At 52.5% G+C, this 24,624-nt stretch carries 19 protein-coding genes, 2 tRNA genes and 1 pseudogene; 16 read left to right on the top strand and 6 right to left on the bottom strand.

Annotated elements, in window-relative coordinates:
• Nucleotides 1-158: 158 nt before the first annotated feature.
• The 3 genes from DB48_RS18960 to DB48_RS18950 all read left to right on the top strand — a co-directional run bounded on the left by DB48_RS18960 (nucleotide 159) and on the right by DB48_RS18950 (nucleotide 1,088).
• Nucleotides 159-234 (top strand) — tRNA-Glu (locus tag DB48_RS18960).
• Nucleotides 235-308: 74 nt separating this feature from the next.
• Nucleotides 309-384 (top strand) — tRNA-Ala (locus tag DB48_RS18955).
• Nucleotides 385-596: 212 nt separating this feature from the next.
• Nucleotides 597-1,088, top strand: a complete 492-nt coding sequence (locus tag DB48_RS18950) for a cytochrome P460 family protein (RefSeq protein WP_041511742.1) — start codon at nucleotides 597-599, stop codon at nucleotides 1,086-1,088.
• Nucleotides 1,089-1,226: 138 nt separating this feature from the next.
• On the opposite strand, the gene DB48_RS18945 is transcribed toward DB48_RS18950, so the two are convergent.
• Nucleotides 1,227-3,056, bottom strand: coding sequence for an ABC transporter ATP-binding protein (locus DB48_RS18945; RefSeq protein WP_041511741.1), 1,830 nt, complete (start codon nucleotides 3,054-3,056; stop codon nucleotides 1,227-1,229).
• Between the two features lie 286 nt (nucleotides 3,057-3,342).
• Here DB48_RS18945 and DB48_RS18940 point away from each other — a divergent pair, with 286 nt between their 5' ends.
• The 8 genes and pseudogenes from DB48_RS18940 to DB48_RS18905 all read left to right on the top strand — a co-directional run bounded on the left by DB48_RS18940 (nucleotide 3,343) and on the right by DB48_RS18905 (nucleotide 12,835).
• Complete coding sequence (locus DB48_RS18940) at nucleotides 3,343-4,893, top strand: AlkA N-terminal domain-containing protein (RefSeq protein ID WP_041511756.1); 1,551 nt, start codon at nucleotides 3,343-3,345, stop codon at nucleotides 4,891-4,893.
• 46 nt (nucleotides 4,894-4,939) lie between these two features.
• Nucleotides 4,940-5,521, top strand: coding sequence for a methylated-DNA--[protein]-cysteine S-methyltransferase (locus DB48_RS18935; protein WP_052813873.1), 582 nt, complete (start codon nucleotides 4,940-4,942; stop codon nucleotides 5,519-5,521).
• A gap of 471 nt (nucleotides 5,522-5,992) precedes the next feature.
• Nucleotides 5,993-7,318, top strand: a complete 1,326-nt coding sequence (locus DB48_RS18930; RefSeq protein WP_152619203.1) for a DEAD/DEAH box helicase — start codon at nucleotides 5,993-5,995, stop codon at nucleotides 7,316-7,318.
• 31 nt (nucleotides 7,319-7,349) lie between these two features.
• Nucleotides 7,350-7,820 carry a dual specificity protein phosphatase family protein gene (locus DB48_RS18925; protein WP_041511740.1) on the top strand — a complete coding sequence of 157 codons (471 nt, stop codon included), beginning with the start codon at nucleotides 7,350-7,352 and terminating at the stop codon, nucleotides 7,818-7,820.
• 85 nt (nucleotides 7,821-7,905) lie between these two features.
• Entirely contained in the window at nucleotides 7,906-9,426 is a 1,521-nt protein-coding gene (locus DB48_RS18920) for a phospholipase D family protein (RefSeq protein WP_041511739.1), read from the top strand.
• Nucleotides 9,427-9,520: 94 nt separating this feature from the next.
• On the top strand, nucleotides 9,521-10,414 hold the full coding sequence (locus DB48_RS18915) for a chemotaxis protein CheV (protein ID WP_041511738.1): 894 nt from the start codon (nucleotides 9,521-9,523) through the stop codon (nucleotides 10,412-10,414).
• Nucleotides 10,415-10,714: 300 nt separating this feature from the next.
• Nucleotides 10,715-11,938, top strand: coding sequence for a serine/threonine transporter SstT (sstT, locus tag DB48_RS18910; RefSeq protein WP_041511737.1), 1,224 nt, complete (start codon nucleotides 10,715-10,717; stop codon nucleotides 11,936-11,938).
• A 514-nt stretch (nucleotides 11,939-12,452) separates the two neighbouring features.
• Nucleotides 12,453-12,835: pseudogene (locus DB48_RS18905) on the top strand (hypothetical protein).
• 76 nt (nucleotides 12,836-12,911) lie between these two features.
• Here the strand turns inward: DB48_RS18905 and DB48_RS18900 are convergent.
• Nucleotides 12,912-13,565, bottom strand: coding sequence for a pseudouridine synthase (locus DB48_RS18900; RefSeq protein ID WP_041511736.1), 654 nt, complete (start codon nucleotides 13,563-13,565; stop codon nucleotides 12,912-12,914).
• A gap of 217 nt (nucleotides 13,566-13,782) precedes the next feature.
• On the opposite strand from DB48_RS18900, the gene DB48_RS18895 reads away from it, so the two are divergent.
• On the top strand, nucleotides 13,783-14,745 hold the full coding sequence (locus DB48_RS18895; RefSeq protein ID WP_052813876.1) for a M14 family metallopeptidase: 963 nt from the start codon (nucleotides 13,783-13,785) through the stop codon (nucleotides 14,743-14,745).
• Nucleotides 14,746-14,854: 109 nt separating this feature from the next.
• On the opposite strand, the gene DB48_RS18890 is transcribed toward DB48_RS18895, so the two are convergent.
• Nucleotides 14,855-15,505, bottom strand: a complete 651-nt coding sequence (locus DB48_RS18890; protein ID WP_041511735.1) for a LysE family translocator — start codon at nucleotides 15,503-15,505, stop codon at nucleotides 14,855-14,857.
• A 172-nt stretch (nucleotides 15,506-15,677) separates the two neighbouring features.
• Nucleotides 15,678-16,517: a helix-turn-helix transcriptional regulator gene (locus DB48_RS18885; protein WP_041511734.1), complete on the bottom strand. Its 840-nt coding sequence runs from the start codon at nucleotides 16,515-16,517 to the stop codon at nucleotides 15,678-15,680.
• Nucleotides 16,518-16,733: 216 nt separating this feature from the next.
• Between DB48_RS18885 and nadE the strand changes: the two genes are divergently transcribed.
• A complete protein-coding gene (gene nadE, locus DB48_RS18880; protein ID WP_152619202.1) occupies nucleotides 16,734-17,567 on the top strand; it encodes an ammonia-dependent NAD(+) synthetase in 834 nt (277 codons plus the stop codon).
• A 152-nt stretch (nucleotides 17,568-17,719) separates the two neighbouring features.
• Here nadE and DB48_RS18875 read toward each other — a convergent pair whose 3' ends face one another.
• Nucleotides 17,720-18,181: a DUF6942 family protein gene (locus DB48_RS18875; RefSeq protein ID WP_041511732.1), complete on the bottom strand. Its 462-nt coding sequence runs from the start codon at nucleotides 18,179-18,181 to the stop codon at nucleotides 17,720-17,722.
• 114 nt (nucleotides 18,182-18,295) lie between these two features.
• Between DB48_RS18875 and DB48_RS18870 the strand changes: the two genes are divergently transcribed.
• Nucleotides 18,296-19,804 (top strand): alpha/beta hydrolase, encoded by a 1,509-nt coding sequence (locus DB48_RS18870; protein WP_041511731.1) that lies wholly within the window; start codon nucleotides 18,296-18,298, stop codon nucleotides 19,802-19,804.
• Nucleotides 19,805-19,985: 181 nt separating this feature from the next.
• On the opposite strand, the gene DB48_RS18865 is transcribed toward DB48_RS18870, so the two are convergent.
• Nucleotides 19,986-22,160, bottom strand: coding sequence for a sensor domain-containing diguanylate cyclase (locus DB48_RS18865; protein WP_041511730.1), 2,175 nt, complete (start codon nucleotides 22,158-22,160; stop codon nucleotides 19,986-19,988).
• 336 nt (nucleotides 22,161-22,496) lie between these two features.
• On the opposite strand from DB48_RS18865, the gene DB48_RS20480 reads away from it, so the two are divergent.
• Nucleotides 22,497-22,925 (top strand): DUF4124 domain-containing protein, encoded by a 429-nt coding sequence (locus DB48_RS20480; protein WP_052813872.1) that lies wholly within the window; start codon nucleotides 22,497-22,499, stop codon nucleotides 22,923-22,925.
• Nucleotides 22,926-22,943: 18 nt separating this feature from the next.
• Nucleotides 22,944-24,563 (top strand): antiviral reverse transcriptase Drt4, encoded by a 1,620-nt coding sequence (gene drt4 / locus DB48_RS18855; protein WP_082035684.1) that lies wholly within the window; start codon nucleotides 22,944-22,946, stop codon nucleotides 24,561-24,563.
• The last annotated feature ends 61 nt before the right edge of the window (nucleotides 24,564-24,624 follow it).

Here is a 24,624-nt window from a genome sequence, read left to right as displayed (position 1 = left end):
CGCCCTTTCACGGCGGTAACAGGGGTTCGAATCCCCTATGGGATACCACTTTCTTGAGTGGTTGACTGCATAAGTTGACGATTCGATAGCGTTGAAGCGATAGCCTACTGGCTTCAACGAGTATTCACTCCCTTACGGAGTCTAAATGTAAGACCGGCGTCCCATTCGTCTAGAGGCCTAGGACACCGCCCTTTCACGGCGGTAACAGGGGTTCGAATCCCCTATGGGATACCACAACTTATTTTGATAAATTTTGAAATAAGACGTTGTGTTTGTTCAGGTTTTACTGTATAGTCACAATCAGTTTCGGGGCCTTAGCTCAGCTGGGAGAGCGCAACACTGGCAGTGTTGAGGTCAGCGGTTCGATCCCGCTAGGCTCCACCAAATAAGCGTTTAGTTACGCGGAAAAAACCACCCAATAGGGTGGTTTTTTTTCATCTGTTATTTATCTCTATCTCTATCTCTATCTCTATCTCTATCTTGCTTCTATCTGTTTGCTACCAGTACTAAACCGCTGGCTCCGGCAAAGCGTATCTATTGCGTCTACACTGACAGACTAACCATCAGTGCATTTGAGCAACAGAGTGAGTCAGACAATGAAGACATTTCTTTTACTGCTGTTATTAGCATTTTCATCAGTGAGTTACGCTGAGGAAACCACACCTTTGCCGTCCCATAAGATCGCCTATCCTCAAGGCTGGCAAACCTGGTCGAGTATCGCTGTCTCCCATCGCACTGATAACAACACGGTGAGGGCGATCCTGGGTAACGAGATTGCCGTCAATGCCGCCCGCAGTGGTAAGCACTCGCCTTGGCCCGATGGTGCCATCTTGGCCAAGGTGGTTTGGAAGGCTGGGGAATTGAGCCACTGGCCGCAGGCGATAGGGCCAAAGGCCTTCGTCCATGCCGAGTTTATGTTTAAAGACTCGGTAAAGTATGCTGATACCTATGGCTGGGGCTGGGCACGTTGGGTTGGCGAGGATCAGACACCCTTTGAGGGCGGCATGCAGGTCTGCATCAGCTGTCACACGCCGGTAAAAGACAATGACTGGGTCTTTACCGAACCGGCCTGGTTTCCGGCTAAGTGAAAGAGTCGCTGAGAGTAAAAGTGGAGGCTTTAGACCAAGCTTAAGAGCTAAGATTTAAAATTTAAGCATTCATCGACAGGCACCACGCGCTAAACGCGGCGATGCCTGTCGATGATTGATATGACTCGGTAACTAGGGTTACTCGATGCCGAGGAAACCACCGGTCTGATGGGCCCAGAGCTGAGCGTAGATCCCGCCCTGTTTGATCAGCTGCTGATGTGTGCCTTGCTCGACGATCTTGCCTTGATCCAACACGATCAACCTGTCCATGGCGGCAATGGTCGACAGGCGGTGGGCGATGGCGATCACCGTCTTGCCTTCCATCAACTGATAGAGACTCTCCTGAATGGCGGCCTCGATCTCCGAATCCAGTGCCGATGTGGCCTCGTCCAACAAGAGGATGGGGGCGTTCTTCAACAGCACGCGGGCGATAGCGATACGCTGACGCTGACCGCCCGACAACTTCACTCCTCGCTCGCCTACCTGGGCATCCAAGCCATGATTGCCTTCGGGATCGCTAAGTCCTTGAATAAAATCGAAGGCCTGTGCCTGACGGATGGCATCTTCCAGCTCTTCCTCGCTCGCATCCGGCTTACCGTAACGTATGTTGTCACGGATGGAGCGATGCAGCAGGGAGGTATCCTGAGTCACCATGCCTATGTTGGCCCGCAGCGAGTCTTGTGCCACCTCGCGAATGTTTTGCCCGTCTATGGTGATGCTGCCTTGCTCCACGTCGTGAAAGCGCATCAAGAGGTTAACCAGGGTGGACTTGCCGGCGCCCGAGCGTCCAACCAGCCCCACCTTTTCGCCTGGCTTGATCTTAAGGTCGAGATCTTCGATGACGCCGCTGGCCTCGCCATAGTGGAAACTGACGCGATTAAAGGCGATCTCACCTTGGGAGACGGTGAGCTGGCTGGCATTGTCGCTGTCTTGCACGCTGGTGGGACGTGACAGGGTATTCATGCCGTCGGCTACTGTACCTATGTTTTCAAACAATGAGCTTATCTCCCACATGATCCATTGCGACATGCCGTTGAGTCTGAGGGACAGGCTGACCGCGACCGCGATGGCGCCTATGGTGATGGCGTTGTCGCGCCACAGCCAGATGGAGACGGCGGCGACCGTGAAGGCGAGTAAGTAGTTAATCACCTGTACGCTAACGTTGATCCCCGTCACCAGGCGCATCTGCCGATACACGGTATCGAGGAAACCCGTCATGCTCTCCTTGGCATATTGGGCCTCTTTCTGGGTGTGAGAAAAGAGCTTCACCGTGGCGATGTTGGTGTAGCTGTCGACGATACGCCCCGTCATGGTTGAGCGGGCATCGGCCTGCTCGGTAGAGACTCGCTTTAACTTAGGCAGGTAGTAGCATTGTAGCCCCACATATATTATCAGCCAGGCCAGCATGGGCAGCATGAGACGCAGGTCGGCGTCGGCGATGATCACCAGCATGGAGAGGAAGTAGACCAGAATATAGACCAGGACATCCAGCAGCTTAGTGACCGTTTCGCGCACCGCCAGCGAGGTCTGCATCACCTTGGTGGCGATACGCCCGGCAAAATCGTTTTGATAGAAGGCGATGCTCTGTTTAAGCAGATATCGGTGGGCGAGCCAGCGGATCGACATAGGGTAGTTCCCCAAGAGCCCCTGGTAGATCACCAGGGCGTGCAGCAATACCAGCGCTGGGATCACCACAAGCACCAGGAGCGCCATCACCAATAGCTTGTCACCCTGCTCGGCAAACAGTGTCTCCGGGCTGTGGCTGGCGAGTAGATCCACTAGGTCGCCCATGAAGGCGAACAGGGAGACTTCGAGTATGGCTAATAGCGCGGTCAGTATCGACATCAAGGCCAGCGGCAGTTCGAAGCCGCGTGTGTAATGCCTGCAAAATTGGAAGATCCCACGCGGCGGCTGCACCGCTTCTTGGTCGGGGAGGGCGGAAACCCATGATTCGAAACGCTTAAACATTTAAGTCCTTATAAAAATTAGGCTTACTGGATTTAGTCGCTAGGTGTGATCCTTGTCACTCATCATATAGCAGGCGCCAGCCGAGTGCGATGAATTGTTGCGCTGAGATCTCATCTCGCCATGAGTGCCGTTTTCCGCTAGTATCCTAACTCGTGCTGCATTAGAGTGGCCTTATCAATCGAAATCGAGTCATCTGTTAGTGAGTCAGCAACAAGGTAAGATCAGTGCCGAGGCGCGCAATACTAAGTTCCCTGGGGGCCAGCATCCCAAGGCGGAGCAGTATCGCATCGCGCGTCTCTCCCGGGATGCAAGGTTCGACGGTCTCTTCTTTGTCGGTGTCTTCTCCACCGGCATCTATTGTCGTCCTATCTGTCCGGCCGTGCCTGCCAAGGAGGCGAATGTCAGGTATTTCGACGATGCCCTGTCGGCGGCCCAGGCGGGCCTGAGACCCTGTCTGCGTTGTCGTCCCGACAGTGCGCCGGGCTCTAACCCCTGGCTTGGCAAGCAGACCAGCCTGAATCGCGCCATGAGCCTGATCGATGCCGGAGTCTTGAGTGGCCCCCAGGCGATCCCTATGACAGGGCTTGCCGACCGCCTCGGGATCAGCGAGCGATATCTGCGCCAGTTGTTTCACGACAGCCTGGGAACCTCGCCCAAGCAATATGCCCTGTATCAACAGTTGATGTTTGCCAAGCAGCTGTTGCATCAAACCAAGATGCCGATCACTCAGGTTGCCTTCGCCGCCGGTTTTAACAGCGTGAGGCGTTTCAACGAGGTTTTCCGTGAGCAGTTGCAATTGACCCCGAGTGAGATCCGCAAGGCATCGAGTGAATCACAGTTGCCAATGCAGGGGCTGACACTCAAGCTTGCCTATCGCCCTCCCTATGACTGGCACCATCTGCGCAGTTTCTTTGCCCAGCGCGCCGTGCCCGAGATGGAGTGGCTGGATGAACACAGCTATGGCCGAAGCTTTGAGCTCGGCAGTGGTCGTGGCCGTAATAGTGACAGTGGTCGTGACGGTGACGGTGACCGTGACATTGTGAATGGCCGCGACAATGCTGGTCACGCCAAGGGCTATTTCTGCGCAGTCCATAGTGAGCGAGAGGCCTGTTTTCACGTCACGATTCACCTAGCAGAGGCTGACGCTCTTGGTCAGCTAAAGGGGAGCATCAGCCATATACGTCGCATCCTGGATCTCGACGCCGACATGCTGACCATAGGCGACAAGCTGCAGCAAATGGGGCAGGCCTTGCCTCGAGTCTCACCGGGCATACGTCTACCCGGTGTCTGGTCGCCATTCGAGGCCGCCTGTCGTGCCATTTTGGGGCAGCAGGTGAGCGTCACTCAGGCCATCAAGCTCCTGGGGCAACTGGTGGCCGATTATGGCGAGACGATCAGCCTAAACGAGCGAATGGTGCGTCTGTTTCCAAGCCCAGAGGCACTCATGGACGCCAGCCTGGAAGGGCTTAAGATGCCCGGGATACGAAAAGAAGCGATTCGGGCGCTGGCACGTTTTGTGGTGGCCAATCCTGAGGCAAACATAGACGACTGGCTGCAAATCAAGGGGATCGGCCCCTGGACGCTGGATTATGTGCGCCTGCGTGGGCAGAGCCTGCCGGACGTGCTACTCGTTGGGGACCTCGTGGTCAAACAGCAACTGCTGGCGAACCTATCGCCCGAGCCGTCCAGTCGTGATGGTGAGCCTGCTGAAGACGAAGATCCTAAGGCGGCCAAAAAACGGGCGCAGGCGTACTATCAAGGGCTTAGCCAAGAGGTGTTGCTGCAGGTTGCCCCATGGGGCAGCTATCTCACCCTGCAGCTCTGGAATCAGCAGTGAGCAAAAGCGTCAGCGATAAACCTCAATATTGATTAAGGAACTAAAAATGAGTCAGAAGAGCTTAGAGGCTAAGTATATTCCCTTAAATCGGGACGCTGGGTTAAGCGGCTATCAGGCGCTCGCCGAGCGCATCATAGCGACTCCCCTGGGGAAGGTGAGCCTGGCGGCCAATCAGTTTGGGCTGTCGCACCTGAGCTTTCTGCCCGGGCAAGATGATGATTTTACCGCGCGGCAGGTGACGCTAATTGAATGTGACCAGGAAGCGCAGATTAAGGCTCAGGCGCACCTAGAGCAGGCTGAGGATGAGTTAGCCGCCTATTTCGCCGGTCAGCTAACCGCCTTTAATGTGGCCCTGGCACCTGTGGGCACAACATTTCAGCATCAGGTATGGCAGGCGCTGCTCGCTCACCCCTTTGGCGATGCGGCAAGCTACTCGGATATCGCTAGTGCGATAGATAATCCCAAGGCTGTGCGGGCGGTGGGCAGCGCCAACGGCGCCAACCGAATCGCCATCATCATTCCCTGTCATCGCATCATAGGCAAGGATGGGGCGCTGACAGGCTATGCCTATGGCCTGACGATTAAGCAGCAACTACTGGCCTTGGAGGCTAAGGCTGTGGGTTGCTAGGGCCTGTTGACCTTTTGAGAACAAATTTTGTTCTAATTGAGCACGTTCAAATCGCGGCATGAGGCTTGTAGTATAGTTATTCTATATAAAAGCCGAGCAACAAAGAGTTGAACGTGCTCAAGACGAACCCTGCGGGCAGCGTCTGTATCATTTTTCTACTGCGTTATCGCTCATTGATGTAGCACACCACATTACAATCGCTCTGCCTTGTATAAAATCGATACAGAATGCTGCAAAAATGAACGCGAAAGATAAACAGGCCCTAGGCAGACGCAGAATAAAACCTAGGTATTATCTCTTAAGGTGAGAGTTTTATGGTAAGAGTCTTATGGTAAGAGTCTCGAGGCAAGGCTCTTAAGGCAAGATTCTCAAGGCAAGAGTCTTGAGGTAAGAGAGTAGCGAAAGATGAGGTGTTTACCCGTAAATTTAGGTACAATGCGCGGCTCTATTTTGTACGGGTAGCTAAATTTAATGACACCATCTGATCAGGCTCCATCAGCTCCGAAACCGACTGCGCCATCGGACCTGCCACTGTCGACCACAGATTTTAATCAGTTAAACCTGGTTAAGGCGTTGCAAGCCAGGCTACATCATCTTGGTTATCAGCAGGCGACGCCGATTCAGGCCGAGGCGATCCCTGCGATATTAGCCGGTCGCGATCTGCTGGCCGGTGCCAAGACGGGCTCGGGTAAGACCGCCGCCTTCGCCTTGCCGCTGTTGCAGAAACTGGTGGGCCAGAGAGCCTCTGGCGGCAATCATATCGGCGCCTTAGTGCTGGTGCCGACCCGCGAGCTTGCCCAGCAGGTTGCCGACAGCTTTACCAGCTATGGCGCCGAACTGGCACCCAGAGCCAAGGTTGTCGCCGTCTTCGGTGGTGTCTCGGTCAATAGTCAGATGCTGGCCCTGCGAGGCGGCGCCGATATACTGGTCGCGACGCCGGGGCGTCTGCTGGATCTGCTTGGCAGCAATGCCGTTAAGCTTTCTCAGCTCAAGGTGCTGGTGCTCGATGAAGCCGATCGCATGTTGAATCTGGGCTTCACCGAGGAGCTTGGTGAGATCCTCAAACAATTACCCACTCAGAAGCAGACTTTGTTGTTCTCGGCGACCTTTCCCGAAGAGGTGCTGAGCCTCACGGCCAAGCTGCTGAACGATCCCGTGGAGATCCAACTGCAAGAGGCGCAGAGTGCCGATATCGCCCAGCGCGTCTATACCGTCAATCGCAGTAACAAGACGGCCCTGCTGGCGGAGCTTATCAAGGTGCGTCAGTGGCGTCAGGTACTGGTGTTTGCCAGTGCCAAGCGCAGCTGCGATCACCTGGCGCAGAAGCTGGAGAAGCGCGGTATCACTGCTCAGGTGTTCCATGGTGACAAGGCGCAGGGCGCCAGAAGCCGTGTGCTCGAAGGATTCAAGAGCGGTGAGATCACAGTGCTGATCGCTACCGACATCGCGGCGCGCGGTATCGACATCGACAAGCTACCCGTGGTGATCAACTTTGAGTTACCAAGAAGCCCCGCCGATTATCTGCATCGCATCGGTCGCAGCGGCCGCGCGGGCGAGAGCGGCGAGGCGATCTCGCTTATCAGCCACGATGAGTATCATCACTTCAAAGTGATAGAGAAGAAGAACAAGTTGCGCCTGCCAAGGGAGCAGTATCCAGGCTTCGAGGCCGATGCTGAGGCGCCGGCCGATTGCCCATCACGTCAGGCGAAGCCTATGGCCAAACCCGAGGGCACGGGCAAGAAAAAGCGTAAAAAGTTACCCAAGATCAATGACGGGATCTGGAAGCGTCCCTCATAGTAGGGTGTTCAACTAACAGAGTGGAAGAGAGATGCAGCAGCTTTTTTGGTTAGTCGAAGGCCAGATCGCCGGTCGTTGTGGCCCCAACCTGGTGCCCTGGGAGCTAAGTGAACTCAAGGGGCAAGGGGTCGGTGCCATACTGTCGGTCAATGGCGGCGATCTCTGTGAGCCCGATGAGATGGCACGGCTAGATTTACGCTACGCCTGTATTCCGCTGTCGGGCAACATCCCGCCTATGGAGGGGGATGAGGCACACTGTGTGGCCCAGCTGCCCAAGGCGCTGGCCTTCATTCGCCAGTGTGAGGCCGATGGCCTGCCTGTGATGATTCACTGCCGCTCAGGCAAAGACAGAACCGGGCTCTTGATGGCCTATTATCTGATGGAGAATGGCGCCGCGCCGCTACATGCGGTCAGCCAGGTGAGGGCGGTGCGAGACATCGCCTTCAGCGCCGAGGGCTGGGATCAATTTGTCTACGACGTCTTGTACGCTTTACAGGAGTAAGCCTAACGCCTATGTTAGGCCCTAGGCCCATAAATTCATGGTGTTAGCCTAAGTGATTAACTTCTCTGCGGTAAGTCAAAAACGGATGCCCACAGTCTTAATGCGCATGGCATTGATGCTGATGGCCTGGACATTGGTGTCGGCCTGTAGCAGTCTGCCCCCGCCGCAAACGCTTACGCCCAGTCATAAACTGGCGGCGCCGACAGATTCTAGGCTATATCGTTACCTCGCCGATGACCTAGAGGCGCACCCTAACCTGACGGGCATACTGCCGCTTTCCTCCGGTGTCGATGCCTTCGTGGCGCGTCTGGCGATAGTGGATGCGGCGAGCCAAAGCATAGATCTGCAATATTATATCTACCATGACGACGAAACCGGCCGGCTGCTTATTTGGCACTTGATAGACGCAGCCGATCGTGGCGTGCGGGTGAGGGTATTGTTAGACGACCTCACCACTAAGACCCTAGACGTTGGCCTGATATTGCTGGCCAGCCACCCCAATATCGAGATCCGCCTCTTTAATCCTTCCTATGAGCGCACCTTTCGCAGTTTCGCCATGTTGACCGGGTTTTCCCGCCTCAACCATAGAATGCACAACAAGTCCCTCACGGTGGATAATCAGATCACCATAGTGGGCGGGCGCAACATAGGAAACGAGTATTTCTCCAAGAACGATGATGTGGATTTTGGGGACTTCGATCTGCTCACCATAGGCGATGTGGTCGATGAGGTGTCCGAACAATTCGACCGTTACTGGAACAGCGAACAGGTGGAGAGCGTGATCAACCTGGTGCCGCCGGCAACCAGTGAGATGTATCAAGCGGCGGCCAAGACCATGGCCAGAAACAAACAGAACTTCCTCCATGACGAGTATCTCAATCGTCTGGAGTTGAGCGAGCTGTTAAAACAGATCACTGGCAAGGGGCTTGATTGGTATTGGGGCGACGCCCAGCTGCTCTATGACCCGCCACAGAAGGCGAGCAGACAAGATAAGCAGGAGTGGTTGCTAACCGACTTAAGCCAATTTCTGGCTAGGGCCCGCGAGGAGGCGCTGATCGTTTCGCCCTATTTTGTGCCCACCGAAGGCGGTTGTCAGGCCTTAATTGAGGCGGCCAAACAGGGCATTAAGATCACCATAGTCACCAACAGCCTGGCGGCCACTGATGTGTTGGCGGTGCACGCCGGCTACAAGGCCTATCGTGAGCGTCTTTTGGAAAATGGTATCGCCCTGTATGAGGTGAAGGTGGATATTAATAACCGTCCCAGCGCCTGGAAGGGCAGCTCGCGCACCAGCCTGCATGCCAAGACCTTTGTGCTCGATAGAAGCTCAGTGTTTGTCGGCTCCTTTAATTTCGACCCTAGATCGGCCTGGATCAACACCGAGATGGGGCTGATTGTCGACCAGCCCAGGTTTGCCGGAGAGATGGTGGATGAGATCACAGCGTCCCTCAAGCGCAGCAGCTATCGCTTAGGCCTGCAACAGGGAGAGTTGATCTGGCATGATGATTTAAACGGTAAAGTCTATTATGCCGACCCTGATGCCAGCTTCTGGCGGCGTTTCATGGCCGATTTCATCGGTGTGCTGCCCATAGAGTCACAATTGTAGAGGTAATTTATCGGGGCATGAGCATCGTCAATTTAATCTGGCTATGCTAGGGTTAAACTTATCGCTAATTAAGCATTTATGTGTCGGTAAGAATATGAAAAGTAAGGCGAGCCAATCTCAAGGCCTATTATTGTTCCGCTTGTCCCATACTCAGTTGTTTGCCCTCGGCACGCTCAAGATCCGCGAACTGGTTCCTTTCTCTAAACTCAGTGCCATCCCTCAGTCTCATCCCGCTATTTTGGGCGCCGCGACGGTGAGGGGGCACACCATTCCCATCATCGACATGGCCGCGGCCGTGGGCTATGCGCCTATCACAGAGCAGGAGTTCGCTAACGCCTATATCATCATCACAGACTGCCAGCGCATGGTGATGGGCTTTCTGGTGCGCAGCATAGATAAGATCATCGAGTGCAACTGGCGTGACATCGAGTCGCCGCCGGATAACCTGGGTAAGAATGCCTTCCTGACCGGGGTGACACGGGTCGATGACAAGCTGGTGCAGCTGCTGGATGTGGAGCTCTTACTGTCGAAGATATTCCCCACCAGTCCGGAAAGCACCCGGGCAATACTGACAGATGTGCAGCGGGAGATCTTAAAACCGCTCAATATCCTGCTGGTGGACGATTCCATGGTGGCACGCAAGCAGCTCAGTGACGCGCTCGATAGCATCAATATTCCCTATCTGGTCACCTCGGACGGTCGGGAGGCGCTCTCCATCATGGAGGAGGCCGCGAAGGAGGGAAGACCCGTGGATCTCCTGGTGAGCGACATCGAGATGCCGGGACTCGATGGCTATGAGCTGGCGTTCGAGGTGAAGAACACACCTGCCTTGGCCGACGCCTACATCATACTGCACACCTCACTCTCCAGTGAGATCAGCGTGAGTCAGGCCCATCAGGTGGGCGCCAACGAGGCGCTGACCAAGTTCGATGCCCACGAGTTGATCGAGGCCATGCTGAGGGGCGCCAAGCGGCATCAGGCGAGTTAAAAATTAGATTTTTGTTATCTTTATGATGCTAGTGGGTAATAACTAAAGCGAAATCGAGCGGTTTGCTAGACAAGACGGGGGAGTTTCTATAAAACACAGGATGAAGGAAGTTTAACCTTGGGCCAGATCCTGTGTTTGACGTCAGCTTTTACTCTCATCCCTGGTACTTTTAGGCCGTAGTGGCCAAGCGGTATCGTGACGAGAGACGATAAATACCATAAAGAAAGCTGTTCTGCTCAGCGAACGTTGAAGGCGATGAGCAAAGGTTAAATTCAATTAATTATAATGATAGGTCAATCAATGAATCAAAATCGTTCCTTATTTGCCAAGTTGGCAGATGGCAGCTTAGTGCTGCAAATTATCTTGGGGATCATTGCCGGGGTAGCTCTGGCGAGTTTTTCACCTTCCTCGGCAGGGAGTGTTGCCTTCTTAGGGGATCTGTTTGTCGGCGCGTTAAAGGCGATCGCGCCTATTTTGGTGTTTATTCTGGTGGCGGCCTCGATTGCCAATCAGAAGAAAAACACCAAGACCAATATGCGACCTATCATAGTGCTCTACCTCTTTGGCACCTTTGCGGCGGCCATTACCGCTGTGACCATGAGTTTCCTCTTTCCAACCACTCTGGTGCTGGTAAGTGGCGCCCAAGGCGCGACGCCACCGGAGGGAATAGGTGAAGTTCTCAATACCTTGCTCTTCAAGGTGGTGGATAATCCGGTCAATGCCCTGATGACGGGTAACTACATCGGCATCCTAGCCTGGGGTATAGGTCTGGGCATCGCCCTGCATCACGCCTCAGAGAACACCAAGACGGTATTTGCCGATGTGAGCCATGGGGTATCGCAGATGGTGCGCTTCGTGATCCGTCTGGCGCCTATAGGTATCTTCGGCCTGGTGGCCAACACCTTCGCGGCAACCGGCTTCGAGGCGATTGCCGGCTATGCCAAGCTGCTTGCGGTGCTCCTGGGCTCCATGCTGATCATCGCCCTGGTGATCAACCCGCTTATCGTCTGGTTTAAGATCCGCCGCAACCCTTATCCTCTGGTATTAACCTGTTTAAGAGAGAGCGGCGTGACCGCCTTCTTTACCCGTTCGAGCGCGGCAAACATTCCGGTCAACATGGCCCTGTGCGAGAAGCTCGATCTGCATGAAGACACCTACTCAGTGTCTATCCCACTGGGCGCGACCATCAACATGGCGGGCGCGGCGATAACTATTACCGTGTTGACCCTGGCGGCCGTGCATACCGAAGGGATCCAGGTCGATATCCTGACCGCTATCTTGCTGAGCGTTGTGGCGGCGGTATCTGCCTGTGGTGCCTCTGGCGTGGCCGGTGGCTCGCTGCTGCTTATTCCGCTGGCCTGTAGCCTGTTTGGTATCTCTAACGATGTTGCCATGCAAGTGGTGGCCGTGGGCTTCATCATAGGGGTGATCCAAGACTCGGCGGAAACGGCGCTTAACAGCTCGACCGACGTGCTCTTCACCGCGGCGGCTTGCGAGGCGGCCGAGCGTCAGGTGGAGATCTAAGCCTTTTAGATATCAGCCTCAGAGGCAATATCGATTTGAAAAGGAGCCTGCTGGCTCCTTTTTTTGTGGCGGCCTTTTAAAGCTTATTCACCTAACCCTAATGTTATACCAATCGTAATAAATAATTGATCATTCTAGCTTGTTAAAACGCTCGATAACTGTATTAGTATTTTTAATTGTAGAATAACTACTTATCTAAAAATCCTGCTTTGTTCTCAAGCGTTTTTCCTGCGCTATTTCTGATCACATGTTTACTGTGATTGGTATTAAGAGGACGTGCGGCCGATAGGGTTATATTGCTTTGGCCTGTTGAAAAAAATTTGTATTACACTTTACTTAAATAATGCATTAAAAGTGATTTAGATCGCGTTTTTATTTTCGCTCTAGGTTACAATTTCACATAAAGGAGACGACAAGTTGGTTTAACTTGTTGGTTTATAGTTGCTTTTTTACAATGTTTTAACATTTGCGATAATTTAGAGGTTAAATAAATATGAGTTCTGAGCTTAGGGTAATGTTAGGCAATGCCAGTGCGAATGGTTCACAGTCATTACTTCAAGTTATCGAAATGTCGGTTGTTGAAAAGCGAAAACGTTTACGTTGGCAGGAGCAAGATATGGAAGCACGCGAAATTATTGGCCAGTGGATAGATGAGCGCCCCTCTCTGGGCGACAAGATCACCCTTTATCGTCAAGGCGAAAAGCTGTTTCTAGAGACCTGGTATAACGACGGTTGCCATAGCTTAGATGAGATGCAGGCAACGCAGCTCGATAACGGCCTCAAGCTGGAAGACTTAGGTGGCAACCTGTTTGGTGAGTATTTCCTCCTATCTCACGACAATAACCTGCAATTTTGCAACAGCACGAATGCTTCTATACCGCTAAACGCGCGGCATAAGGGTTAAAATAAAGGCGCCAGATAGGCGCCTTTATTGTGTCATGGCGATAAGCCGCAGTCCGCACGGCTATCTAGCCTAGAAGGGATGAAGACTCGAGAAACTCAGCCTGGTCTGTTTGTAAGGATGAGTGATGCTTAGGTGCTCGGCGTGCAGGTGTAGACGCGGCGCGGCGGCGATAATGGCGTCGTCGCCATAGAAGTCATCACCCAGTATGGTGTGGCCCAGGGCCTTCATGTGTAACCTGAGCTGGTGGGTTCGGCCGGTGATCGGCTTGAGCTTCACCAGGGTGCTGTTGCTGCGTCGGTCCAGCACCTCAAAATAGGTGGTCGCTGCCTTGCCATCGCTGGCAATTATCTGCAGCGGCGGCTGCTCACTGTCTGGCTTCATCGCCAATTCTATTTTCCCCCTGTCCTGGCTCATCAGACCCGCGACCTCGGCCACATAATATTTCTCTGTGGTGCGATTTTGAAATTGGGTCTTGAGGTGAGATTCGGCCTTCTTGTTGAGGGCGAACACCATGATGCCAGAGGTGGCGCAGTCTAGCCTGTGCACCAGGATGGCTTCGGGAAATCGCTGTAACAGGCGGTTGATGGCGCAATCATGGGTCTCCTCGGCGCGGCCGGGATTGGACAACAGGCCTGATGGCTTATTGATGATAATGATGTCGCGATCTTGATAGCGAATGTCGAGCCAGGGAATAGCCGGGGGCTGGTAACTAAAAATTTTCATCGTCTCTCCTCGGCGGCGATACTAACAAAGAATGCCTGCCGTGCCTATCCTATGCGCCCCTCTTTGCGCCTTGACGGCCACTTTAGGGGCGGTTTACACAGCCCTTTACAGGAGCGGTTAGTTGAATTTTCTTAAGCTTTGCCACAGGCAGGCCGAGTTTGGTTATCATAGGTCAATTCAAACGAACAAAAATGGTTTGGCCGAGGCAGAGAATAAGATGGAAAACGAGAATACAGCGCAGCAAGGTTATTGGATTGGCGAGGCGGGTAAGCCATGGGGCGAGGCGGAAAAGGCGCAGTGGCGCGCGGCGCAGCAGAAGAAACGCTCCTACGAGCAGGAGGTGCTGAGCAAGTTCAGCCAGATCAGCGAGGCCTTCGAGGCGCAGCAGTATGGTGAGCTGAACTATGATGAGGGGCGATATCCGCTCTATGGTTTTAAATCACGCGACTGGGACCAGACTAAGCCTACTATTTTGGTCACCGGCGGTGTACACGGCTACGAGACCAGTGGCGTGCAGGGGGCGCTACGCTTTTTGATCGCCAAGGCAAGTGAGTACAGCCAAGATTTCAATATCCTGGTTGCCCCCTGTGTCAGCCCTTGGGGTTACGAGACCATCAATCGCTGGAATCCTGAGGCGATTGACCCAAATCGTTCTTTCTATGCCGATAGCCCGGCTCAGGAGTCCCGCGCCCTGATGCAGTGGGTGGCGAGTTTCAACCAGCCGCTGATGGCGCACATAGATCTGCACGAGACCACTGACACTGACAACAGCGAGTTTCGCCCGGCGCTGGCGGCCAGAGACGCCAAGGTACAGACCAACTGGAATATCCCCGACGGCTTCTACTTGGTGGGCGATAGCGAAAATCCCAACGATGAGATGCAGGAGGCCATCATCGAGGCCGTGGCTAAGGTCACCCATATCGCCCCCGCCGATGAGCAGGGTAGGTTGATCGGCGAGCCCATCACTCAATTCGGGGTGATCAACTATGCGACTAAGGCGCTGGGGCTGTGCTGTGGTTTCAGCGATGCCAGATACAACACCACCACGGAGGTCTATCCCGACAGTCCGCTGGTGGACGATGAAAACTGTATTCAGGCACAGGTGATGGCGGTGAGCTCGGCGCTGGATTATATCCGCACTCAGACCCATACCCAGAGCCAGAGCCAGAGCCAGGGCTAGTCGTCCACCGTCTACCTTATATTAGAGAATAGGCGGTGGCAGGGGCTTGGCGCCACTGGATTAACGGCGCACAGGTTTAACCGTGCATAGGTTTTTACGCTGCACAGGCTTAACGGCCTAGGGCACCGCTGAGGATGACCCCAGCGACGAAGATAAAGAGCAATCCGGTCAGCAGGTTGATCATTGGGGTTGCTCTTTTCATTTTGAGCTGCATCCTGGGATGGGACAGCACCAGGGCGATCAGGCTAAACCAGCCCAGGGAGAGGGCAAACATCATCAAGGTGGCGGCGACCTTAGTGGTCAGCGTCACCTCTGGCGTGATCAGAGTCGAAAACAGTGTGATAAAAAACACCAGCGCCTTGGGGTTAAGTAGGTTAGTCGACACGCCCTGCATGAAGCCCTGTGCCGCGCCGAGACCTCGTCCCGCGACGCTCGCCCCATTCAGATGGGCCTCATCTCGCCAGTGGGCGATGGCGGCGCGTATGGCGCCAATGCCCATCCAACCCAGGTAGCTGGCGCCAATCAACTGCACCGCCATGAATAGGTTGGGGGAGCCCTTGATGAGCAGGCTGACCCCGGTCAGACTCAGGAGGGTGTGCAGCGTGATGGCCACCGCCAGTCCCAGCGCGGCGGCGATAGCCGTGCGTCTGTGCTCCTGCGCCGCCAGTCTGACCACCAAGGCAAAGTCCGGACCTGGACTCGCCAGGGCGACCGTGTGGATGACGGCCAATGAAACAAGCAGTTGCAGTTGTAATTCCATCTCGGTGTTGCACTCTCAAAGGTTAGGCTTTCTCTGTTAGGGAAAGTGAATTCATGGCTAGTCCTCCATGTTAAGTCGATTCGGCCGCTGGAGATTGTAAAAAATTGCACCTTAGCCGGAATTGCCCTTGCTCTCTCGCTCTCTTGCTCCCTTACCTCTAGGCACTAAAGCATCAGGGGGTGACCCGTCTTTGAAAATGGGCCGGGGTGATCAAAAACGCTCGCTTGAAGGCCTTGTTGAAGTGGCTCTGGTCGAAGAAACCCAGTTCAAATGCGGTGCTGGTGGCGCTGTCGCCCCGCATCAGCGCCTTCTTGGCGTACTCCAGTCGCAGACGTTTCAGGTAGGCGTGGGGCGTCATGCCGGTAGCCGCCTTGAATTGACGCAAGAATTGAAACTTACTCAATCCGATGGAGCTGGCCAGCTGCTCCAGCTCGAACTCCTGATCCAGCCCCTGATGAAACTGCTGCTTGATGTCGTCGAGCTGGGCGCCGCTCAACTTGGCGTGGCTTGTCGGCAGGTTTCGCAGCTTGCCATGGCGATAAAACAGCTCGCTGATAAAGCCCAGCAGCAGGGTCTCGGCCTCCAGTGGACTGATGTTGGCCTGATGCAGGGTAAGCTGCCTATGCAGGCGGATAAAATAGCCCCTTAGCCTGGCGTCATTCAGTATAGGCGCGCTGAAGTAGAGTTGGTCTTGATTGAGCGCCTCACCCACCTGCTGCACATAGCCAGTGGGCAGAGACATCACCAACGCCTCGTAGCCGCTGTCATCCAGGCTCTGGCCGTTGTGGCTCTCGTCCGGGTTGAGGGTCGAGAGACCGCCCGGCGTCAACCGATACTCGCTGCCTCTGTGATGGTAGCGTTGCCCTCCATGGCTGACCACGCCTATATGGTAGTCCAGATGCACATGTTTCTCGAAGGCGAAGTGGGTAAACTGCGCGCGGCTCAGCTCCATCTCTTTCAAGACGCTTGCCTGCCAATAATCGATTCTCTCTACCGCGCTTGTTGCCATCATCCCGCTTCGCTTGACTCTTGTGCCACTGACCGGATCCTCCGACCGTCTGACTAGCCAGTGTAGATCAGGGCGTTTTCCTCTGACTAGTAAATAATTGCAGCCTCTCGGCCCATTTATTGAATTGGGGCAAGCTTAGGTCGTGAATTTCCCGATAAATTGGCTCATAATGGTCAGCTTAGAATCATGCTGACAGTTAACCTAAGTGGAGTCGGACCAGTGAAAGGACAGATCATACGTGAAATGAAGGTGCAGCCGCATATTGAGGTGGAATATGAGGTGCAAAGACGTATCGCCTTTATCAAAGCAAAACTCAAAGAGGCGCGTGCCACCAGTCTAGTGCTGGGGATCAGCGGTGGGGTAGACTCCTCACTGGCGGGTCGTCTGTGCCAGCTGGCGGTGGATGAGCTGAACAGCGAAGGCGAGTATGAAGGCAGCTATCAGTTTATCGCGGTGAGACTGCCCTTTAAGGTGCAAAAGGATGAAGATGAGGCGCAGATGGCCTGTCAGTTCATTCAGCCCAGCAAGCAGGTGACGGTTAATATCGGTGAAGGGGTCGAAGGGATCCATCATCAAACTCTGGCGGGGCTTGAAGTTGCCGGCGTTATCTCTCACCCTCACAGCAATGTCGACTTTGTGAAGGGGAACGTCAAGGCCAGAATGCGTATGATCGCCCAGTATGAGATCGCCGGCCTGACAGGTGGCCTGGTGGTGGGGACAGACCACAGCGCCGAGAATATTACCGGTTTCTACACCAAGTGGGGCGATGGCGCCTGCGACCTGGCGCCATTGTTTGGCCTGAGCAAGCGCCAGGTACGTCAGCTTGCCGCTGCGCTGGGTGCGCCAGACGTGCTGGTGAACAAGGCGCCGACGGCGGATCTCGAGTGTGATAAGCCGCAGCTCGAAGATGAGGTGGCGCTGGGCCTGACCTATGATCAGATAGATGATTTCCTCGAAGGCAAGCCGGTGGACGCCGCGGTAGAGGCGCGTCTGATCGCCATCTATAATGCGACCCAGCATAAGCGTAAGCCTATCCCGACCCTGTACGACTGATCTTGGTAGGCAAGACAAAGGATAAAGGCGCCTAGGGCGCCTTTTCTATTTGGCCGCTAGCTTCTAACGCCTAACACCAAATGCCTAACGCTTAACGCCTAAACGCTGCTCCGATAGCTAATCCGTCATGTTCTTGCTCGCCAAAGACTGTCTTACTTGGCCAGCGAGGTGCGCTGCTCGCGCAAGGCGGCGATCAGGGCGTTGGGGCACTGGCGATAATCTAGGTAGGGCAGGCGGAAGATTTGTTGCTCGTCTTCTGAGTGTTGCAGAAACTGCTTGGGTTCGCTAAGAGGTGTTAAGCCCAGCTTGATGGCGCTCTGCTGGCCGCACACATAGTGCTCCTTGGCATGGGGCGAAAGCCTTGCAGCCCCGAAATGTATCTGCTCGTCAGCTTTTAATAGCCTTTTCATGTAGCCGCGCCAATCTTCATCCGGTGCGCTAAGCTTGGCCATGATCACCAAGATCTTGCGCCAGTGGTTGCCATTGAGGGCGACTAGCTTATCCAGGCTGTCTGGCGTATCAAGCTGCCAGTCGTCGGCTAGTTGAGGCGGCGTAGGCAGATAAAAGCAGCGTTTGGCACCATCTTGCCCTAAGGGCTTCACATTATCAGACATATTCTTCATTCCTTGGGCTTTGGGGCTGGAGTTTACGCAATAAAGACGTGTATGTTAATGATTAACGGACTTGGCGCTCGTTAGCGCACACAGGGAGCCTAGCGGTTATTCGTCATGAAAACATTGCTCATCCACTCGACTAAACATCTTACCATCGCCGTCACCTATGCCTGTCTCGGCATCACTGTGGCCGCGCTCGCCTTTGGGGTTTGGTTTTTAAATGCCCGTCCCGACTTGTCGGTCTGGCATTCGACTCGCCTCGAACATCAGTTTCGCCTAGACAGCGAGGTCGAGGATTTCCCGGCCTATCAGGCCTTAGAGGCCAAGCTGTTCGAAGAAGTAGAGCGCAAGATCTATCGCCGGACCCAAGGGCTAGAGCAGCCCCTCAACCGTTATTGGCATGGCAGCTTTGCCGACCCAGGCAATTGGCCCCAGGCCTGGAATCGCAGTTATGAGTGGGCTAATCCTCAGGCCGAGTTTGGTGTCTTGCTGCTGCATGGCATGTCAGATTCACCCTATTCCTTGTCTCACTTTGCCGAGCATTTCAGGACGCGCGCCCACCTGCTGGGGCTAAGATTACCGGGCCACGGCACCATTCCCTCTGGCCTGGTAGAGCTACAATGGCAGGAGATGGCCAGGGCCGTTGAGCTGGCGAGCGAACATCTTAGGCGGCAACTGGGTGACAAACCCATCTATGTGGTGGCCTTCTCAACGGGGGCGGCGCTGGCGTTAAACCATGAGCTTGAGCAGTTAAGCCTGGGACAGGGGCTTAGCTATCGCGGCATGATCTTCCTCTCGCCGGCCATAGGTCTGTCACCCGTGGCGGCCGGCGCCAAGTGGCAAGACAGGTTAGGGCGTATGCTGGGGCTGGAAAAGCTGAGCTGGAATTCGATTCAAACCGAGTACGATCCCTTTAAATACAACTCCTTTGCGGTCAATGCTGGCGATGTTGTCTATCAACTGGCCGAGCGCAATCAACAACTGATGCAGGCGCTGCCCGAGGAGAAGTTGTCGGCGCTGGCCGATATCCTGACCTTTCAGTCGGTGGCCGATGGCACTGTCTCGGCCCAGGCGGTGGTGAGCGATCTCTATGGGCGCCTGCCGGCAAAGCAGCATCAGTTGGTGCTGTTTGACATCAACCGTCAGCCCCTGAGCCTCGCCTTAGTCGCTAACGACCCGCTGGCGGCCTTGCTGCCCGCTCTCGGTTTGGATGCGCCCAGGTTTGATCTCACCCTAGTGCAAAATCGCCATGCTGAGTTGCAGCAACAGCCGCTATCAGCGCAGAAAGCGGCGTTAAGGCGTTTTGATGAGGTGGAGGCCAATCGGTATCGCCCAGGTTATGAGGCTAGCCATCAGCCATTAGGGCTGGCTTGGCCCAAGGGGATCTACTCGCTCTCCCATGTGGCGCTGCCTTATCCGGCGAGCGACAGTCTGTATGGTACGGCGTTTGAGAAGGGCAGACACAGGGTACAGATTGGCGCGGCGGCCGCCCGAGGGGAGCGCGGCGTGCTTGGAGTCTCGGCAGATGAGGTGCTGCGGCAGAAATGGAACCCCTTCTTTCCCTATGTGCTAGACAGGGTGGATAAGTTTATCGATGCGCGCCAAGGGGCGCAAAGCCGCTAACTCTTTAAGCCGCTAAGTCACTAAGCCACTATGCGATTAAGTCATTCAGCCAATCGCCGTTAAGCCTGCCTTGCTCGGTGCGGGGCTAAGCCCTTTGAGTTAAAGGCTGGCCATTAAAGTCTGTTCGTTAAAGCCTGGCCATTAAAGTCTGTTCGTTAAAGCCTGGCGGCTTGTAGCTATGTTAGCTGAACTGATCGTCGGCCGAAAGTAGCGAACAGACCACGCGATTACGGCCATTTTCCTTAGCCTCGTAGAGGTTAAGGTCGGCCATCTTGAACCAATGATCTATGTCGCTCATATAGCCGGCATTGCTGATCACCGCGCCTATGCTAATGGTCATGCCGATCGCTCGCTGGCCCGGCACCTCAATCTGGTAGGCTGCGACCTGTTCTCTAAACTGATTCAGGTGTTGCTCTACCTGCAGGGCGTTGCATTGGGGCAGTACGAGCAAGAACTCTTCACCGCCATAGCGAGAGACGATATCCGTGTCTCGCTTAAAGAACTGCTGCATTAGCTCGGCCAGGGCAACCAGGGCTTTATCGCCCATCTGATGGCCGTAGGTGTCGTTGATCTTCTTAAAGTGGTCGATATCTATGATGCAGAACGCCAATGCCGCATAGCTGCGCTTGCACATGTCGTGAATATTGGCGAAATGGTTTTCCACATAGCGTCTATTGTAGAGGTGTGTCAGTTCGTCACGCTCCGCCAGCGCCTGGAGTTTAAGGTTGGCATCTTCCAGTTCTACCGTGCGTAGGGCCACTTTCTCTTCCAGCTCTAGCTGATAGCTGATCAGCTCCTGTTTACTCTTCTGAATACTGCTGGAGAGGGCGTAGATCTCCTTGGGTATGGTGTCTGACATCACCTCATCCTGATGTTGGGTCATGCCCCACTGGCTAAATTTTTTGGCGATGGTCTCAAGCGGCTGGGTCAGACGATAGCTGATCACCTTGATCAGTAATATGGTGATGATAAAGGCGACAAACAGCAGGCTAAAGGTGGTCAGGTATTGCTGCTCCACTTGTTTTATCAGCGGCTCGAAAGGCATCACCACATAGAGTGACCAGCCGTTTTTCAGCACATATTTAGTGTAGGCAAACTCGGGGCTTAGGCTGTCGAGCTTGCGAAAATTGATCATGTTCAGGCTGGTGCGATAGCGCTGCCCAGAGGTCGCTACCTTAAGCGGCGTTAAGGGCGCCAGTTGCAGAGAATCCGAGGCGTATATCACCAGGTCATTCTCGTCGGTGAGCACCATGGCTTGCTCATGATATTCGCGGTTGCGTTCATCTATGCTGGCAAACTTGTTCAGGTTTAATGAGCCTTCGATGATCCCTATGGGCGTGACGTGGTTGTCTTTGGAATAAATCGGCGCACTGATGGCGACGATGGGATCTGAGCCAAAGCCCCGGCCGAGAAAGGCGGGAGAGATAAAGGTCAGCTGATTGTAAAAGGCTTCCTGAAAATAGTGTCTATCACGGATGCTGAGGTCTTTGTTCTTAACCACATCCTTGTCTAGCCTGGAGATAGGGCTGGCGGCCGAGATGAGTGCCTCATCATCTGCGATCAGCATAGAGATAAAGAAGGGGTAGCTTTGGTGCAGCTTAGACAGCAGGCTCTGCCACTGGGCCGAATCATAGTTAGACAGACTCAACCAGCGCGCCGCATTATCGATGGCACTGATATGCCCCTGAATAAAGCTCTCGGTGGCCTTGCCAAGGTGCGCCGCCGAGTCTTCCAGGTTGAGTTTGACATCCTTTTGCTGCTGCTCAATGGAGTTGTTGTTGAAGATCAGCGCCGAGACCAGCAGCACTAAGGTCATGACCTGGGTAAAGGTGTAGGTAAGCTGGGCGTTGAAACTCTTACGCTTTTGGTTAATCAGCTTGCCTTGAATATGCAGATGATTCGGTAACATGGTGACGCAGATGGCACCGATCGCCGTATAGAGCATGCCGTTGATCCCCTGCTTGAGGGTGATAAAGGTCATGTAGCTGTTGGGCATCTGAAACACTAGGTTGGCGTACAGATAGAAGAGCGGCATGCCGAGCAACAGCCAGAAGGTGATATCGGCATACAGGGTATAAAATTCCTTGCGCCGGGCATAGCCCAGCCACAGGGCCTCCAAGGGAAAGAGCAGATACATGTGCCAGCTGTCCCAGGCAAGGTGGAGGCCGGTGGCGCACAGCAGGGAGGCTAACAGGGCATACCAGGGGCCGAGGAAGATGGCCACGATCACGAAGAAGAGGTTACCAATGATCAGCTGTTGGTTACCAAACAGGGGAATAGGCGACAGGTTTACCAGCAAGCCGAGTAAACCCAGTAGCACGGCAAACCCAAGGTGATTCTTATTGAGCAATTGCATTCTTCCCTATCTAAAATCCATGTATACAGCCGCCAAGCGATGCTTTGAGGCTGCAATATGCAGTGTAAGTGAATCCCTAGTTAAATGCTAACCAAATGTTTCTTATCACTCTTTTGGTTTTTTGGGAGGGCTTGTTGTCTAGTGAGAACATTGACTAAGAGTTTGGTTAAGAATGAGGATGATCACTTAGGCTAGTAATTTGCTGCATTTGTTGCGAGAAAGCAGAGGAGATTTTTTGAATCACTGAGTACAAAAAGGGCTACCAACATGTAGTCCTTTTTATTTGGCTATATTGGCGATAAACTCAATAGGTTAGTTCGACATAGGATGTTAAGAATGCATAAATGGATGTTTATCATATTGATTATGGCTAACTTCAACCTTCATGCTGCAGTTTATAAATGCACCATAGACGGGGTTGAAACCTACAGCCAAGATCCTTGTGCTGAAGATGCGCAAGAGATCACAGTAACTCCTCCCGTGAAAATGAATAGTAGTGTCAATGATTTGAGCGTCGATCAATTGGTCGAGCAATGCATAACGACGTTAACATTAATTGGGGGATTTAAAGATCCAGAGTCAATTAAGGTGCTTGGTCACCATTTTGACTGGCTGCAGGATGACACTGGGGCTCGTCGCGTACTCCAACTAAGAATCAATGCAAAGAATAGCTATGGTGGTTACAGCGGGGCTGAATTTTACCCCTGCTTCTTGAATCATAGCGGTACTCAGCTGAGTGAATATCAATATGAAATTCGCAATTAATGGTTAAAAGACAAATATATGAATGTTGAAGATCTGCTTGAAGGGAAGACCGAAGATAAATTTAAAAGGTATAAAATATTTCGTTCGTTATCGAGGTATAATTACTTCCCTAATCAAAAGCAATCTATTGGAGAGCTTCCAGATTGTTTTAGCACGTCAAAATTTACTCCTGAAGTGTGTTTAAAACTTCTTTCCGGTGGAATATCAAAATCTAGAAAGAGATCTGGTTTTGCTCCTGTAGAATTTAAATCTACCCGTTATAACAACATTCCTAGGATACTTTCTTTAGTCCATCCCGTAGCTCATGCTCAACTTTGTTTACATATTCGCAATTACTGGAATGAAATAGAATATATTTCAGATAATGAGTCAAGTCGAGTTAGACCACAGTTTTACGAAGAAGATCGTCGGATTATTATTATGAATTATGATGATCCGATAGTGAAAGATAGAAAACACAATATTATTACATTTGGAAAGAAGTATCTTGTAAAGGCTGATATAGCTAATTGTTTTGATAGCATATATTCTCATAGCTTATCTTGGGCAATCGTAGGCTATGATCACGCTAAAACAACAAGAGACCCACAACTATGGTTTAATAAGTTTGATAAATATTTGAGTACGACCAAAAGATGTGAAACTAATGGAATGCCTGTTGGTCCTGCTACTTCTTCAATTTGCCTAGAAATTATCCTTGCTAGGATTGACTCTAAATTAAAGGCCCAAGGGTTCGAACATGAAAGATATGTTGATGATTTTTGCTGTTATTGTTCGACAAAAGAGCAAGCGGAAAAGTTTATAATAAAATTGTCGGAGTTTTTAGCAGAATATCGATTAAGCTTAAATTTAAGAAAGACCTCTATCGTTGATTTACCTATTTCCTCAACCGATGATTGGGTGGTTGAGCTAAACCACTTATGTATGGATAGGTATAATGATAATGGGGAGTTAATCAAATGCACCTCTAAAGAGGCGCTTAACATTATTAACAAGGCATTGATTTTAAGTAAGTCACATAAAGATGGAAGTGTTATTAAGTTTTCTGTGAGTTCAATAGTTAAAAAGTTGGAAGATTCTGCTTATCAAGATGTGTTTGAGTGTTTACTTAGTTTGTCATTTTATTATCCAATTTTAATCCCTTACTTATCCATATTGCTGGATAAAGGTAAGTTGGATGTTTCACGGTATATTTGCAATATTAATATGATTATTAGTGAAAACGCTATTCACAATAGATCCGATGGTATGGCTTGGCCGCTTCATATTTTTAGAGAGAATGATATTGAGCCAACTGAAGATATCATTGAGCAAGTATTGGCTACTAAAGATTGTGTTTCCATCACGATTTTGCAAGATATTTGCCCTGGAAATGAGAAGATAAGAGAGTTTGTAGTAAATGTATCATCAGATGTTGATATTAAGAAAGATGAGTATTGGCTGTTACTTTATCAGTCATTTCTTCGTGGTGATATTTCCAATCCTTATGATGAAAGGTGTTTTGATGTTCTAAAAGAGTATGGTGTAACTTTTTTTAAGTCTGATATCAGTACTAAGTCAGAAAATAAATGTGATTCAGTTGATGCAGTTTGGGCGTTCAATTTGTTTGAATCTATGCCTTTAACAAATTCTGCATGATATTATTCATCAATCCCAAAATCTTTCCTATCGACTTAACCTTATAAGCCGAGACAATGGC

The sequence above is a fragment of the Shewanella sp. cp20 genome, from assembly GCF_000832025.1.
Taxonomy (GTDB): domain Bacteria; phylum Pseudomonadota; class Gammaproteobacteria; order Enterobacterales; family Shewanellaceae; genus Shewanella.
This window is presented reverse-complemented; position numbering and strand designations above follow the sequence as displayed.

What these genes read in the sequence shown, in the direction of transcription:
- DB48_RS18935 (WP_052813873.1), top strand. Translation starts at nt 4,940, where the DNA reads ATGAGTCAGAAGAGCTTAGAGGCTAAGTATATTCCCTTAAATCGGGAC.
- DB48_RS18925 (WP_041511740.1), top strand. Translation starts at nt 7,350, where the DNA reads ATGCAGCAGCTTTTTTGGTTAGTCGAAGGCCAGATCGCCGGTCGTTGT.
- drt4 (WP_082035684.1), top strand. Translation starts at nt 22,944, where the DNA reads ATGAATGTTGAAGATCTGCTTGAAGGGAAGACCGAAGATAAATTTAAA.
- DB48_RS18945 (WP_041511741.1), bottom strand. Translation starts at nt 3,056, where the DNA reads ATGTTTAAGCGTTTCGAATCATGGGTTTCCGCCCTCCCCGACCAAGAA.
- DB48_RS18900 (WP_041511736.1), bottom strand. Translation starts at nt 13,565, where the DNA reads ATGAAAATTTTTAGTTACCAGCCCCCGGCTATTCCCTGGCTCGACATT.
- DB48_RS18875 (WP_041511732.1), bottom strand. Translation starts at nt 18,181, where the DNA reads ATGTCTGATAATGTGAAGCCCTTAGGGCAAGATGGTGCCAAACGCTGC.
- DB48_RS18915 (WP_041511738.1), top strand. Translation starts at nt 9,521, where the DNA reads ATGAAAAGTAAGGCGAGCCAATCTCAAGGCCTATTATTGTTCCGCTTG.
- DB48_RS18890 (WP_041511735.1), bottom strand. Translation starts at nt 15,505, where the DNA reads ATGGAATTACAACTGCAACTGCTTGTTTCATTGGCCGTCATCCACACG.
- DB48_RS18930 (WP_152619203.1), top strand. Translation starts at nt 5,993, where the DNA reads ATGACACCATCTGATCAGGCTCCATCAGCTCCGAAACCGACTGCGCCA.
- DB48_RS18895 (WP_052813876.1), top strand. Translation starts at nt 13,783, where the DNA reads ATGGAAAACGAGAATACAGCGCAGCAAGGTTATTGGATTGGCGAGGCG.
- DB48_RS18920 (WP_041511739.1), top strand. Translation starts at nt 7,906, where the DNA reads ATGCCCACAGTCTTAATGCGCATGGCATTGATGCTGATGGCCTGGACA.
- DB48_RS18865 (WP_041511730.1), bottom strand. Translation starts at nt 22,160, where the DNA reads ATGCAATTGCTCAATAAGAATCACCTTGGGTTTGCCGTGCTACTGGGT.
- sstT (WP_041511737.1), top strand. Translation starts at nt 10,715, where the DNA reads ATGAATCAAAATCGTTCCTTATTTGCCAAGTTGGCAGATGGCAGCTTA.
- DB48_RS18885 (WP_041511734.1), bottom strand. Translation starts at nt 16,517, where the DNA reads ATGATGGCAACAAGCGCGGTAGAGAGAATCGATTATTGGCAGGCAAGC.
- DB48_RS18950 (WP_041511742.1), top strand. Translation starts at nt 597, where the DNA reads ATGAAGACATTTCTTTTACTGCTGTTATTAGCATTTTCATCAGTGAGT.
- DB48_RS20480 (WP_052813872.1), top strand. Translation starts at nt 22,497, where the DNA reads ATGCATAAATGGATGTTTATCATATTGATTATGGCTAACTTCAACCTT.
- DB48_RS18870 (WP_041511731.1), top strand. Translation starts at nt 18,296, where the DNA reads ATGAAAACATTGCTCATCCACTCGACTAAACATCTTACCATCGCCGTC.